Origin of the sequence: Enterobacter cloacae complex sp. IR5384, assembly GCF_049237265.1 — a bacterium.
Classification (GTDB): Bacteria; Pseudomonadota; Gammaproteobacteria; order Enterobacterales; family Enterobacteriaceae; genus Enterobacter; species Enterobacter cloacae.
The window spans coordinates 59,805-72,642 of record NZ_JBMKHJ010000001.1; the positions used below are offsets into that span (position 1 = coordinate 59,805).

Here is a 12,838-nt window from a genome sequence, read left to right on the forward strand (position 1 = left end):
ACCAACAAACGGCGCTTAGTCTACCCGGATTTAAGGGAATTACTATCGGCAGATGTTACAGAGAATTATTCGCTCATGGCCTCTCGCCAGAGCCGCTCAACAATGCGTTGTGCCATGATGGCCTGCTCACCGGATGTTTCCGGAACCGTCTGATTTTGCACACAGGTGATAAAGTGGCGGGCGCATCCGTCAAAGCCGCGCTGCTCGAGGGTGCTTTGCCAGCCAGGCGCCGGTAGCGTGACCACGCCGCTGCCTTTCTCTTCGCGCCATTCGCGCATGTCGGTAATGTCATACAGGGCACCATCCGTGACCGCCTGCACAGACTCCCGCTGACTGCCGGCCCGGCGATGCATGCTGGTGGTGACCTGCAGATGCTCAAGAGCAAAATGGTGCTCAGCGTAAACCATCTGGCCCTGATCGTTGGTCAACAGGGTGCCGCTTTTAAGCTGGGCTTGCCCGTTGGTTAGCCAGAGCGCCGTATCTACTACGTGCAGGTAATCATCCAGAAGGGTAAAGCGCAGATCGTTCGGTCCAACGCTGTCGGTACGATGCTTGTCCATTCTCAGGGACGCGAGCCCACCAGACCGGGCCTTCAACTGCTGGTAAAGCGGCGCAAAACGGCGGTTGAAACCCACCATCAGCGTCAGTTTTTTGCGTGCAGCGAGTTCAATCAGCCGTTCGGCATCCTGAATGTTTTCCGCCAGGGGTTTATCCACACAAACGTGGACCCCGGCATTCAGTAATTCGCTGACCACCTGATAATGGGTGGCGGTAGAGGTGTGCACAAAGACCGCATCGCAGTCGCGCGCCAGATCCTGAAGCGATGCCGCATACGGCATGCGCCAGGTTTCGCAGATCCGCTCGGCCTTCTCGCGGGTAGGTGACCACGCCCCTTGCAGCGTCCAGTCCGTCGCGGCCCCCAGAACAGGCAGCCAGGCCTTTTGCGCAATACCGCCCAGCCCTACCACGCCAACGCGTAATTTTTTCACCGTCAGTCTCCTAAATGTGCCAGCAATGCATCCAGGCGTTGTTTCAGCCCGGCCACCTCTTCCTCCAGCGCCTCTACGCGTGCTGCGAGGCTGTCATGCGCGGCGGGGGCAGCCGAATCTGCTAACACCGTTGACGTATCAACCTCACCGCTAAACAGGTGCATATAGCGGCTTTCACGTTTCCCCGGCTCGCGCGCCAGACGTACCACATAAGGGCCATCCTCGCGGGTGGCAAGCCCATCCAGGGTCTGCTCAACCTCCTGCATATCGGCGAACTCATGCATGCGGGAGGCCCGGGTGCGCAGTTCACCGGGTGTTTGCGCGCCGCGCAGTAACAGCGTGGTGATCACCGCCACCTCGGCGGCACTCAGCTTCAGATCGCCGAACTCAGAATTGCAAAACCGCTGCTCGTACTTGGTCACGCGGTTACCGAAACCGCTGACCGTGCGCAGGTAATGGCGTTTAACCAGCTCATCGAGAATATCCTGCACCTCATGTTCGCCGAGATTCATCACCGGCTCACGGTTGGTTTTCTGGTTACACGCCATCGTCACGGCATTGACGGAGAGCGGATACTGTTCCGGCGTGGTGACCTGTTTTTCCAGCAGGCAGCCAATCACACGCGCTTCTGTTGCGCTTAACTGATATTTCATCTCTTCTCCTTAGCGGCCTGCCGTCCAGTCCCGGGTGGTTAATGCTGTCAGTACGTGGTCGCGCCACTCTCCGTCTATCAGCAGATAATCTTTGGCGTACCCCTCTTTCTCAAACCCCAACCGCGCGAGCAAATTACCGCTGCGCTGATTGTGTGGCATGTAGTTCGCCATAATGCGATGGATATGTTGAGTGCGCTGCATATAACGGATCGCCACCGTTAGCGCCTCATACATCAGCCCCTGCCCTTGCCATTTCTGGCCGATGGAGTAGCCGAGGTAGCAGGCGTGAAACGATCCGCGCACCACGTTGGAAAAGTTGGCAATACCGATGATCTCTTTTTCCTCCGGATCCAGCAGCGCGAAATAGAACGCGCTTCCCTGCTTGTGGAATTCTGCAATCATGCTGAGGCGCGCCTGCCAGCCGGAAGGGTAGCAGTGGCTCTCATCCCGAACGGGTTCCCAGGGTTTTAAAAACTGGCGATTCTCGGCGTAATAATCCGCCAGACGCCAGGCATCACGCTCGTGCACCAGACGAACAACCAGCCTGTCCGTTGTCAGACGCACTTTTGGCACATTACTGCGATAGCCAAACATCGATACCACTCCTTCCCGTCACTTCTGCTTACCCATTAGCTTTACTATACCTGCGCCTGTGCCGTCTGTGAAAACAGTGACATACCATTTTGACCTCTTTTCACATTTTTCGATGAGAACTCTCTATCAAAGCGCTCTTTTGATAAAAAAATATTGTCACGCGCGGGGGTGGGAAAAAACGTGGCGACACCGCAGAATGTTAGCGTGCTCACCATCCTGTTTTCCCTGGAGGGAAAATGTCCCGCGTATCACAGGCCAGGAGCCTGGGTAAATATTTCCTGCTAGTCGATAACATGCTGGTCGTGCTCGGCTTTTTTGTTGTGTTTCCCCTCATCTCGATCCGCTTTGTCGATCAAATGGGCTGGGCGGCACTGATGGTCGGTATCGCGCTCGGGTTACGCCAGTTTGTCCAGCAGGGTCTGGGCGTGTTTGGTGGCGCCATCGCTGACCGCTTTGGTGCCAAACCGATGATCGTGACGGGCATGCTGCTACGCGCGGCAGGCTTCGCCACCATGGCAATTGCCCAGGAGCCGTGGCTGCTGTGGTTTTCCTGCTTCCTCTCCGGTATCGGTGGCACCCTGTTTGACCCGCCGCGCACCGCGCTGGTGGTTAAACTCATTCGTCCGCATCACCGGGGACGCTTCTTCTCAATTCTGATGATGCAGGACAGTGCCGGGGCGGTAATTGGCGCCCTGCTGGGAAGCTGGCTGTTGCAGTACGACTTTCGTCTGGTCTGCGCGGCGGGTGCGCTGCTCTTTATTCTGTGTGCGCTCTTTAATGCCCTGTTTCTGCCGGCATGGAAACTGTCGACGGTCAAAGCCCCGGTACGTGAAGGTCTTGGCCGCGTGCTGCGAGACAAACGCTTTGTTACGTACGTGCTGACCCTGACGGGGTATTACATGCTGGCCGTTCAGGTCATGCTGATGCTGCCGATCATGGTAAACGACATTGCGGGCACCCCGGCCGCCGTAAAATGGATGTACGCCATAGAAGCCTGCCTCTCTCTGACCCTGCTCTACCCGATCGCCCGCTGGAGCGAACGGCGTTTTCGCCTGGAGCATCGCCTGATGGCAGGGCTGTTATTGATGACGCTCAGCATGATGCCCATCGGGCTGGTGAACTCGCTCCAGCAGCTGTTTACGCTGATTTGCACCTTCTATATCGGCTCCATTATTGCCGAACCGGCTCGTGAAACGCTGAGCGCCTCGCTTGCCGACGCGCGCGCTCGCGGCAGCTATATGGGGTTCAGCCGCCTGGGGCTGGCCTTTGGCGGTGCATTGGGTTACGCCGGCGGCGGCTGGCTGTTCGATGCCGGAAAAGCCCTAAGCCAGCCGGAACTGCCCTGGGTCATGCTCGGCGTGGTCGGCTTTATGACGCTCCTTGCGCTGTGGTGGCAATTCAGCCAGAAGCGCAGCGCGAGCGGCATGCTCGAACCTGGGGCATAATATTCCCTGCGGCGGGGCCTCTCCCGCCGCCATTATCAGTTTTTTCTGCTGGTTTCCGCTATTTCACCCTGACATACTGGCGTAACAGGACAGTAGCGCCGATTTTTCGTTGAGGAACACTATGAAAAAAATTGTCATTGCCGCCGCATTCATTGTCAGCGGCCTGCTGGTAGGTTGTAACCAGCTTACGCAATACACCGTCAGTGAGCAGGAAATTAATCAGGCGCTGGAAAAACATAATAACTTTTCAAAAGACATTGGTGTGCCGGGGCTTGCCGATGCGCATATCGTCCTCAGCAACCTCACCAGCCAGATTGGGCGCGAAGAGCCGAATAAAGTCACTCTCGCCGGGGATGCCAATCTCGATATGACCTCTCTCTTCGGTAACCAGAAAGCCAACATTAAGCTGAAGCTCAAGGCGCTGCCGGTCTTTAACAAAGAGAAAGGGGCCATTTTCCTGCAGGAGATGGAAGTGGTAGATGCGGACGTCACGCCGGACAAGATGAAACCGGTGATGCAGACCCTGATGCCCTACCTGAACCAGTCCCTGCGCAACTACTTTAACCAGCAGCCGGCCTATGTCTTAAGTGAAGACAAGAGCAAGGGTGAGGCGCTGGCGAAAAAATATGCCAAAGGCATCGAGGTGAAACCGGGAGAGATCGTTATTCCATTCACCGATTAACCTGAAGGGGCGCAAAAGCGCCCTTTTTTTTACGGAAAAGTGTGCAAACGAAAACGTTTCCGCTTATGATTTGTGTCCGGCAAAAACAGCCATCCTAATGACTGATTCCTGACAAGCCGGAGCTTCCATGACTGCACAACCCCAGGTTCTTAAAATCCGCCGCCCTGACGACTGGCATATCCATCTGCGTGATGGCGATATGCTGAAAACCGTCGTACCGTATACCAGCGAAATTTATGGCCGCGCGATTGTCATGCCTAACCTGGTTCCACCAGTCACCACCGTTGATGCCGCTATGGCTTATCGCCAGCGAATTCTTGATGCCGTGCCGGCAGGACATGATTTCACTCCGCTGATGACCTGCTATCTGACCGACACCCTCGATCCGAATGAAGTGGAACGCGGCTTTAACGAAGGCGTGTTCACCGCGGCGAAACTCTACCCGGCTAACGCTACCACCAACTCCAGCCACGGTGTCACCAGTATTGACGCCATCATGCCGGTTCTGGAGCGCATGCAAAAACTGGGCATGCCGCTGCTGGTACACGGTGAAGTGACCCACGCCGACATTGATATCTTCGACCGTGAAGCCCGCTTTATCGAAACCGTAATGGAGCCGCTACGCCAGCGTCTTCCTGCGCTTAAAGTGGTGTTTGAACACATCACCACCAAAGATGCCGCAGAGTATGTCCGCGATGGCAATGAACTGATTGCCGCCACCATCACGCCGCAGCATCTGATGTTTAACCGCAACCACATGCTGGTTGGCGGCGTTCGTCCGCATCTCTATTGCCTGCCCATTCTGAAGCGTAACGTTCATCAGCAGGCGCTGCGTGAACTCGTTGCCAGCGGTTTCTCCCGCGCCTTCCTCGGCACGGACTCCGCGCCTCATGCACGCCACCGCAAAGAGGCCAGCTGCGGTTGCGCAGGCTGCTTTAATGCCCCTACCGCACTCGCCAGCTACGCCACCGTGTTTGAAGAGATGAATGCCCTGCAACATTTCGAAGCGTTCTGCTCGCTCAATGGACCACGCTTCTACGGGCTGCCGGTCAACGAAACGTTCATTGAACTGGAGCGTAAAGAGAGCCGCGTAGACGAGGCCATTCCGCTGACGGATGACACGCTCATCCCATTCCTTGCCGGTGAAACCGTCAACTGGACGGTAAAACGCTAAAAAAACAGTGCCCCTTGTTGTCAAACCTACAATATACCTGTATAAATAAACAGTATATTACACAGGGGGCATTTATGCGTATTGAAGTCACCATAGCCAAAACAACCGTTCTGCCTGCTGGCGCGCTTGATGCGCTGGCCGGTGAATTATCCCGCCGTATTAACAGTACTTTCCCTGACAACGCTGGTGCCGTAACGGTTCGTTATGCGGCGGCAAACAACCTCTCCGTCATTGGCGGCGCGAAAGAAGATAAAGACCGTATCAGCGAAATCCTGCAGGAAACCTGGGAAAGCGCCGACGACTGGTTCATCACAGATTAATCTTGCTCCCTCATTGTTCTTTTTTGCCGGGTCGCCCCGGCTTTTTTTCGTCTGAAATCCGGTTCGTTCAAATTAATTCGGCAACAAATTTAAAAATCGTGAACAAGGTGGTGTTTTATTGTTCGAACAATCCTAAAAAGCAGAAAAATGTGTTGCCAACTGTTTATTTTTCCCTTGCGAACCCTTATTACTTGTATACTGAAGATGCTTTCAGAAAAACATGCATTGAACCTCGGAGCCGTTGTCTTCTAACACGCATTAAGGGGGTTATAATGGAAAAGAATAGCGAAGTCATCCAGACCCATCCGCTTGTTGGCTGGGATATCAGTACCGTAGATAGCTACGATGCGCTGATGCTGCGTTTGCACTACCAGACCCCGAATCAACTCAACCGTGAAGAAGCGGAAGTTGGACAGACGCTGTGGCTTACAACAGACGTCGCCCGTCAGTTTATTTCTATTTTAGAGGCAGGTATTGCCAAAATAGAATCTGGCGACTATCAGGAAAATGAGTATAAACGGCACTAGGTTTATACCTATTCTTCGCTCAACAGGCACCCTCCGGGTGCCTTATTTATTTCTCCCTTGTGTCAGCCCGCATAGTTAATTACTCTGCTAACAAAGCGTGAGTTCGAGAGATGGATATGAGATACGACTTAATCATTATTGGTAGCGGATCCGTGGGGTCTGCCGCCGGTTATTACGCAACGCAAGCGGGTCTGAAGGTCCTGATGATCGATGCCCATCGTCCTCCCCATGCAGAGGGCAGCCATCATGGCGACACCCGGCTTATTCGCCACGCCTATGGTGAAGGCGAGCGCTATGTTCCGCTGGTGCTTCGCGCCCAGACGCTATGGGATGAACTGGCGAAGCTGACGGAAGAACGCATTTTCGAACGCACGGGCATCATCAACCTGGGCCCTGCCCGCTCTGATTTTCTGGCCAACGTTGAGCAGAGTGCGAAAGCGTTTAATCTTGATGTGGAGAAGCTGGACGCGGCAGGCATCATGGCCCGTTGGCCAGAGATTGCCGTCCCGGACGATTATATCGGCCTGTTTGAAGCCAACTCCGGGGTCTTACACAGTGAAACGGCCATCAAAACCTGGATCGATCTTGCGGAAAAAGCGGGCTGCGCTCAGCTCTTCAACTGTCCGGTGGAATCCCTCACTCATCACGCTGACGGCGTTACGGTCACCACTGCGGACGGAGAATATTCAGCGTCCCGTCTGCTGATTAGCGCAGGCACCTGGGTCACCCGTCTGCTGCCCGATCTGCCTGTTCAGCCGGTGCGCAAGGTCTTCTCCTGGTTCCAGTCGGATGGCCGTTACAGTGCACAGAATAAATTCCCGGCATTTACCGGGGAGTTACCGAACGGCGATCAGTTTTACGGCTTCCCGTCTGAGAAAGACGCGCTCAAAATCGGAAAACACAATGGCGGGCAGGCGATCTCCTCCCCTGAAGAGCGTAAACCGTTCGGCGCATACCCACAGGATGGCTCCGAAGCGTTTACCTTCCTGCGCAATATCCTGCCGGGCGTAGGCGGCTTACTGTATGGTGCTGCCTGCACCTACGACAACACGCCGGACGAAGACTTCATCATTGACACCCTGCCGGGGCATGACAACACGCTACTCATCACCGGCCTCAGCGGTCATGGCTTTAAGTTCGCCTCCGTGCTGGGCGAAATCGCTGCGCAGTTTGCCCAGGGGATCGCACCGCAGTTTGATCTCACCCCCTTCTCACTTTCGCGTTTTAGCAGATAATCCGCCGCGGGTTTCGGACGTCCGGAACCCGTTTTCCAGACAGAAAACGGGACATTATGCGCAGGATCGTTGGCTTTCTTATCAATAACATTCGTGAGCATTTTATGCTCTATATTTTATTATGGGTGCTGCTGGCACTCATCGATATTATTTACATTGTATTTTACTGAAAAGTGAAGCTGACAATTACTGACATTACTTTAGATTAGCTTAATCTTTTGCTTGCTGCTTATTCCGCCTTGGACGAAGCGATTGAATTACATTTGCGGATCATTTTCAAAACTGCTGAAATAAATAAAATAAAAATCTATATTCAATTATTTCAGTTGCAATATCATTTATTCCCGTTCATTTTTACTATTCTGTTTTTCTTCGAATGGTCATTCTGATGCAATTGCGTAACTCCTCTCAGCGCTACGGAATAATATCCATGTGTTTACACTGGATAGTTGCTCTTACCGTTTATGCAATGTTCGGACTGGGTCTGTGGATGGTGACGCTCAGTTATTACGACGGCTGGTATCACCAGGCACCAGAACTGCATAAAAGCATCGGCATCCTGCTGATGATGACGTTGGTTATTCGCGTGATCTGGCGTCACATTTCCCCGCCGCCCGCCGCGCCCAAAACCCACAGTAAATTAACGCGTGTCAGCGCGGTTGCCGCGCACGTTACGCTCTATATCCTGCTGTTCGCCATTCTGATTAGCGGGTATCTCATTTCCACTGCAGACGGCAAGCCGATTAACGTCTTTGGCCTGTTTGAGGTTCCGGCCACGCTCTCTGACGCAGGGGTTCAGGCCGACACCGCAGGCGTGGTGCATCTCTGGCTCGCGTGGAGCGTGGTGATCCTGTCTGTCCTGCACGGGCTTGCCGCCCTTAAACACCATTTCATCGATAAAGACGATACGTTAAAGCGCATGCTTGGCCGTTCGTCAGTTGACTCTGGAGCATAAAATGAAAAAACACCTGCTGGGTATCGCATTAGGTTCTCTGTTATTCACCACCGGTTCTGCCGTGGCGGCTGATTATAAAATTGATAAAGAAGGCCAGCATGCTTTCGTCAATTTCCGTATTCAGCACCTCGGTTATAGCTGGCTGTACGGTACCTTTAAAGATTTTGACGGCACATTCACCTTTGACGATAAAAATCCTGCCGCCGATAAGGTCAATGTGACCATTAATACGAATAGCGTCGACACCAACCATGCAGAGCGCGATAAACATTTGCGTAGTGCGGAATTCCTGAATGTATCAAAATTCCCACAGGCGACCTTTACGTCGACCGAGGTGAAGAAAGAAGGTGAGAAGCTGAATATTACCGGTAATCTGACGCTCAATGGCGTCACGAAACCGGTGACCCTGGAAGCCAAATTACTCGGCCAGGGTGACGATCCGTGGGGTGGCAAACGTGCAGGTTTTGAAGCCGCAGGAAAAATTCATCTGAAAGATTTTAATATCACCACGGATTTGGGTCCGGCGTCTCAGGACGTAGAGCTGATAATTTCCGTTGAAGGTGTTCAGCAGAAGGCATAATAAACACGCCCGGCAGGGTTTGACGTTGCCGGGCGTCATTATCATTCCGGGTCAGGAATACCCAGTTTGGTATTCAGGCGGCCACGGGATTTATTAAAAATCTTATTGCCGTTTTCACGTCCCGCACGACGGCGGCGCTGCTCCTCTTCCGGCAGCATGCTCTCTTCACTGCACAGTTCGCTACAGCAGCCGTTAAATTTCTCTGCGCACGCCGGGCACTGAATAAACAGCAGATGACAACCGTCATTTTTGCAGTTGGTGTGAGTATCGCACGGTGCGCCGCACTGGTGGCAATGGGCAATAACGTCTTCTGAAATACGCTCACCCATTCGCTCGTCAAAGACAAAGTTTTTACCGATAAAACGCACCGGTAACCCCTGCTCACGGGCACGGCGGGCATACTCGATGATACCGCCTTCGATATGCCAGACCTTATTAAATCCGTTATGTTTCATCCACGCGCTGGCTTTTTCGCAGCGAATACCGCCGGTGCAGTACATAACGATTTTCTTATCTTTATGTTCCTGCATCATCTCAACCGCTTTCGGCAGTTGCTCGCGGAAGGTGTCGGCCGGGATTTCCATTGCGTTCTCGAAATGGCCCACTTCATATTCGTAGTGGTTACGCATATCGATGAATACCGCGTCCGGGTCATCAAGCATCGCATTGACTTCCGCCGCCTTCAGGTATTCCCCCACGTCGGCCGGGTTGAAGGCCGGGTCGTCAATGCCGTCTGCCACGATACGCTCACGCACTTTCATACGCAGCACCCAGAATGATTTACCGTCATCGTCCAGGGCGATGTTCAGGCGTAAGCCGTTCAGCGCCGGATCGAAGCCGTAAAGAAAATCGCGGAAGGCGCTTACGTTGCTTTCCGGGATGCTGATCTGGGCGTTGATACCTTCACGCGCCAGATAGACGCGCCCAAAGACGTTCAGCGCGGTGAAGGCTTTATAGAGCTCATCGCGGGTCGCTTGCGGATCGTTGATCGTGAAGTATTTATAGAATGAGATGGTCGTGCGCGGTTCGGTTTCAGCCAACATACGCGCTTTCAACATCTCATTCGATACGCGGTTGTGTAACACTGGCATGGTGTACAAGTCCTGCAATCGTTATTGAGAAAGGAAAATCGGTCGGCATCATATAGCAAACAATAACAATTTACATCCACACAATTTACGCTACATTTCTGTCAGCCTGAACTATGCGTCATAACATTTGCTGCATTAGCGCGCGTTTCGACATCAGACATTTTGGCTATGTAGTAAAAAATGAGACACTAAGACCTTCAGGACGTTAGAAAACAGGACCGACATGACCCAATTACCGAAATTTACCGTCACCCTTTTGCATCCTCGCTATTGGTTGACCTGGCTTGGCATTGGCTTTTTATGGCTTCTGGTCCAACTCCCCTACCCGGTTATTTTCCGTCTGGGAAAAAACCTGGGTCGTCTTGCGCAAATGTTTATGAAGCGTCGCGCCAGAATCGCCTACCGCAACCTTGAACTGTGCTTCCCGGACATGAGCGAGGCTGAACGTCATGACATGGTGACCAGGAATTTCGAGTCTGTCGGCATGGGGCTGATGGAAACAGGAATGGCGTGGTTCTGGCCGGACAAACGCATGGCACGCTGGAGCGTCGTTGCCGGTACGGGGATGGAGCCGGTACATTCGCTGCAGGCGAATCAGACGGGCGTGCTGCTGATTGGCGTACACTTTCTGACCCTGGAAATCGGCGCCCGTATGTTCGGTATGCAGGCGCCCGGCATTGGGGTTTATCGTCCAAACGACAACCCGGTTATTGATCTGATCCAGACCAATGGCCGTATGCGGTCCAACAAAAGCATGATCGACCGTAAGGATCTGAAGGGTATGATCCGCGCCCTCAAATCAGGTGAAGTAGTCTGGTATGCCCCCGATCACGACTACGGCCCGCAATCCAGCGTATTTGTTCCGTTCTTTGCCGTTGAAGAGGCGGCCACCACCACGGGCACCTGGATGCTGGCACGCATGTCCAAAGCCGCCATCGTCCCTTTTGTTCCGCGCCGCAAACCGGATGGTTCGGGTTACGAATTGATTATGCTGGAGCCCGAACTGGCGCCTCCACTGGATGATGCTGAAACCACCGCACGCTGGATGAACGGCATTGTCGAGAAATGCATTATGCTCGCACCGGAGCAGTACATGTGGCTGCACCGCCGCTTTAAAACGCGGCCAGAAGGTACGCCGTCCCGCTATTAATTCCCCCTGCGGCCCTTTGGGCCGCTCCCTGTTTTAGCTTTAAAAGCTCTCCCTCATTGCGGCAATCATAACCCAGGCGCATAATTAGCAGGCTTATTACTTCATGCCTTACGGTGCGCTGCACCTCATTATGCGGATTGTTATGTCACCCTCAGATGCCCCCATAAACTGGAAACGTAACCTTACGGTTGCCTGGCTTGGCTGTTTTCTTACCGGCGCGGCGTTTAGCCTCGTGATGCCCTTTCTGCCCCTGTACGTTGAACAACTGGGCGTGACGGGCCACAGTGCGCTCAATATGTGGTCTGGTCTGGTGTTCAGCATCACTTTCCTCTTCTCCGCCATTGCTTCGCCGTTCTGGGGCGGCCTTGCCGACCGTAAAGGGCGTAAAATCATGCTGCTGCGCTCGGCGCTGGGAATGGCCATCATCATGGCGTTAATGGGTGTGGCGCAGAACGTCTGGCAGTTTCTGATTTTGCGCGCGCTACTTGGCCTGCTGGGAGGATTTATTCCCAACGCGAATGCGCTGATCGCCACTCAGATCCCGCGTCATAAAAGCGGCTGGGCGCTAGGGACGCTCTCAACCGGAGGCGTCAGCGGCGCCTTGCTGGGGCCTCTGGCGGGCGGCTTGCTGGCGGACAGCTATGGCCTGCGGCCGGTGTTTTTCATTACTGCCAGCGTGTTGTTCCTCTGCTTTATCGTTACGCTGATCTGCATTCGTGAAAACTTCACCCCCGTCGCCAAAAAAGAGATGCTCCACGCACGGGATGTGCTGGCTTCACTCAAAAACCCCAGACTGGTACTGAGCCTGTTCGTGACGACCCTGATTATTCAGGTCGCGACCGGTTCGATTGCCCCTATTCTGACGCTGTACGTTCGCGATCTGGCAGGTAACGTGAGCAACATTGCGTTTATCAGCGGGTTGATTGCATCCGTACCCGGCGTGGCGGCGCTGCTTAGCGCCCCGAGGTTAGGGAAACTGGGAGACCGCGTCGGCCCGGAAAAGATCCTGATTTGTGCGCTGGTGATCTCCGTGCTGCTGCTCATTCCCATGTCGATGGTGCAATCACCCTGGCAGCTGGGCGTTCTGCGCTTTTTGCTGGGTGCCGCCGACGGGGCGTTACTGCCCGCCGTTCAGACCCTGCTGGTTTACAACTCTACGAACCAGATCGCCGGGCGTATCTTCAGCTACAACCAGTCATTTCGCGACATCGGCAACGTTACCGGCCCGCTGGTGGGGGCCGGGATCTCCGCCAGCTTCGGTTTTCGCGCCGTGTTTATCGTCACGGCGGGCGTAGTACTGTTTAATGCGGTTTACTCGTGGTTCAGTTTATCCCGGACATTACGGCCGGTGGCGGAATAAGACAAATACGTGACGGCTTATTTTCGCATTCATACTTGCAGAATCAGATATTCAGCTATTCTTTCCCTGAAACCTTCTGGAAA

General features: G+C 53.9%; 15 protein-coding genes. 11 read left to right on the plus strand and 4 right to left on the minus strand.

All coding sequences use genetic code 11. The features are described from left to right. Positions 1-65: 65 nt before the first annotated feature. From ACOTX3_RS00295 to rimJ, 3 genes are read right to left on the minus strand one after another with little or no spacing between them, the layout of a single operon-like run. A complete protein-coding gene (locus ACOTX3_RS00295) occupies positions 66-989 on the minus strand; it encodes a Gfo/Idh/MocA family protein (protein ID WP_013097144.1) in 924 nt (307 codons plus the stop codon). Between the two features lie 2 nt (positions 990-991). Then, the gene (locus tag ACOTX3_RS00300) at positions 992-1,642 is read right to left on the minus strand and encodes a YceH family protein (protein WP_013097145.1); all 651 of its coding nucleotides are present in this window, start codon (positions 1,640-1,642) and stop codon (positions 992-994) included. Between the two features lie 9 nt (positions 1,643-1,651). After that, positions 1,652-2,236, minus strand: coding sequence for a ribosomal protein S5-alanine N-acetyltransferase (gene rimJ / locus ACOTX3_RS00305; protein WP_013097146.1), 585 nt, complete (start codon positions 2,234-2,236; stop codon positions 1,652-1,654). A 236-nt stretch (positions 2,237-2,472) separates the two neighbouring features. On the opposite strand from rimJ, the gene mdtH reads away from it, so the two are divergent. From mdtH to ACOTX3_RS00350, 9 genes are all read left to right on the plus strand, one after another. Then, positions 2,473-3,681, plus strand: coding sequence for a multidrug efflux MFS transporter MdtH (gene mdtH, locus ACOTX3_RS00310; RefSeq protein WP_038979779.1), 1,209 nt, complete (start codon positions 2,473-2,475; stop codon positions 3,679-3,681). Between the two features lie 121 nt (positions 3,682-3,802). Beyond that, positions 3,803-4,363, plus strand: a complete 561-nt coding sequence (locus ACOTX3_RS00315; RefSeq protein ID WP_013097149.1) for a lipoprotein — start codon at positions 3,803-3,805, stop codon at positions 4,361-4,363. Positions 4,364-4,490: 127 nt separating this feature from the next. Then, on the plus strand, positions 4,491-5,537 hold the full coding sequence (gene pyrC / locus ACOTX3_RS00320; RefSeq protein ID WP_020689622.1) for a dihydroorotase: 1,047 nt from the start codon (positions 4,491-4,493) through the stop codon (positions 5,535-5,537). Positions 5,538-5,611: 74 nt separating this feature from the next. Beyond that, positions 5,612-5,857, plus strand: coding sequence for a DNA damage-inducible protein I (dinI, locus tag ACOTX3_RS00325; RefSeq protein ID WP_013097151.1), 246 nt, complete (start codon positions 5,612-5,614; stop codon positions 5,855-5,857). Positions 5,858-6,129: 272 nt separating this feature from the next. Further along, positions 6,130-6,384, plus strand: a complete 255-nt coding sequence (gene bssS / locus ACOTX3_RS00330; protein WP_008500827.1) for a biofilm formation regulator BssS — start codon at positions 6,130-6,132, stop codon at positions 6,382-6,384. Between the two features lie 116 nt (positions 6,385-6,500). Further along, positions 6,501-7,619, plus strand: a complete 1,119-nt coding sequence (solA, locus tag ACOTX3_RS00335) for an N-methyl-L-tryptophan oxidase (protein ID WP_044158660.1) — start codon at positions 6,501-6,503, stop codon at positions 7,617-7,619. A 56-nt stretch (positions 7,620-7,675) separates the two neighbouring features. Beyond that, entirely contained in the window at positions 7,676-7,789 is a 114-nt protein-coding gene (locus ACOTX3_RS00340) for a YceO family protein (protein ID WP_020689623.1), read from the plus strand. Positions 7,790-8,007: 218 nt separating this feature from the next. Further along, positions 8,008-8,574: a cytochrome b gene (locus ACOTX3_RS00345; RefSeq protein WP_028027945.1), complete on the plus strand. Its 567-nt coding sequence runs from the start codon at positions 8,008-8,010 to the stop codon at positions 8,572-8,574. A 1-nt stretch (position 8,575) separates the two neighbouring features. After that, positions 8,576-9,154 (plus strand): YceI family protein, encoded by a 579-nt coding sequence (locus ACOTX3_RS00350; protein WP_013097156.1) that lies wholly within the window; start codon positions 8,576-8,578, stop codon positions 9,152-9,154. A 41-nt stretch (positions 9,155-9,195) separates the two neighbouring features. On the opposite strand, the gene ACOTX3_RS00355 is transcribed toward ACOTX3_RS00350, so the two are convergent. Then, positions 9,196-10,245, minus strand: a complete 1,050-nt coding sequence (locus ACOTX3_RS00355; RefSeq protein ID WP_013097157.1) for a rhodanese-related sulfurtransferase — start codon at positions 10,243-10,245, stop codon at positions 9,196-9,198. A 223-nt stretch (positions 10,246-10,468) separates the two neighbouring features. On the opposite strand from ACOTX3_RS00355, the gene ACOTX3_RS00360 reads away from it, so the two are divergent. Together ACOTX3_RS00360 and mdtG are read left to right on the plus strand one after the other, a co-directional pair. Next, entirely contained in the window at positions 10,469-11,395 is a 927-nt protein-coding gene (locus ACOTX3_RS00360) for a Kdo(2)-lipid IV(A) acyltransferase (protein ID WP_029881949.1), read from the plus strand. A 142-nt stretch (positions 11,396-11,537) separates the two neighbouring features. Further along, positions 11,538-12,755, plus strand: coding sequence for a multidrug efflux MFS transporter MdtG (mdtG, locus tag ACOTX3_RS00365; protein ID WP_028027946.1), 1,218 nt, complete (start codon positions 11,538-11,540; stop codon positions 12,753-12,755). Positions 12,756-12,838: the final 83 nt, after the last annotated feature.

Excerpts from the sequence above, each read along its gene's own strand:
- ACOTX3_RS00300 (WP_013097145.1), bottom strand. The coding sequence starts at position 1,642 with ATGAAATATCAGTTAAGCGCAACAGAAGCGCGTGTGATTGGCTGCCTG.
- rimJ (WP_013097146.1), bottom strand. The coding sequence starts at position 2,236 with ATGTTTGGCTATCGCAGTAATGTGCCAAAAGTGCGTCTGACAACGGAC.
- mdtH (WP_038979779.1), top strand. The coding sequence starts at position 2,473 with ATGTCCCGCGTATCACAGGCCAGGAGCCTGGGTAAATATTTCCTGCTA.
- ACOTX3_RS00315 (WP_013097149.1), top strand. The coding sequence starts at position 3,803 with ATGAAAAAAATTGTCATTGCCGCCGCATTCATTGTCAGCGGCCTGCTG.
- pyrC (WP_020689622.1), top strand. The coding sequence starts at position 4,491 with ATGACTGCACAACCCCAGGTTCTTAAAATCCGCCGCCCTGACGACTGG.
- dinI (WP_013097151.1), top strand. The coding sequence starts at position 5,612 with ATGCGTATTGAAGTCACCATAGCCAAAACAACCGTTCTGCCTGCTGGC.
- bssS (WP_008500827.1), top strand. The coding sequence starts at position 6,130 with ATGGAAAAGAATAGCGAAGTCATCCAGACCCATCCGCTTGTTGGCTGG.
- solA (WP_044158660.1), top strand. The coding sequence starts at position 6,501 with ATGAGATACGACTTAATCATTATTGGTAGCGGATCCGTGGGGTCTGCC.
- ACOTX3_RS00340 (WP_020689623.1), top strand. The coding sequence starts at position 7,676 with ATGCGCAGGATCGTTGGCTTTCTTATCAATAACATTCGTGAGCATTTT.
- ACOTX3_RS00345 (WP_028027945.1), top strand. The coding sequence starts at position 8,008 with ATGCAATTGCGTAACTCCTCTCAGCGCTACGGAATAATATCCATGTGT.
- ACOTX3_RS00350 (WP_013097156.1), top strand. The coding sequence starts at position 8,576 with ATGAAAAAACACCTGCTGGGTATCGCATTAGGTTCTCTGTTATTCACC.
- ACOTX3_RS00355 (WP_013097157.1), bottom strand. The coding sequence starts at position 10,245 with ATGCCAGTGTTACACAACCGCGTATCGAATGAGATGTTGAAAGCGCGT.
- ACOTX3_RS00360 (WP_029881949.1), top strand. The coding sequence starts at position 10,469 with ATGACCCAATTACCGAAATTTACCGTCACCCTTTTGCATCCTCGCTAT.
- mdtG (WP_028027946.1), top strand. The coding sequence starts at position 11,538 with ATGTCACCCTCAGATGCCCCCATAAACTGGAAACGTAACCTTACGGTT.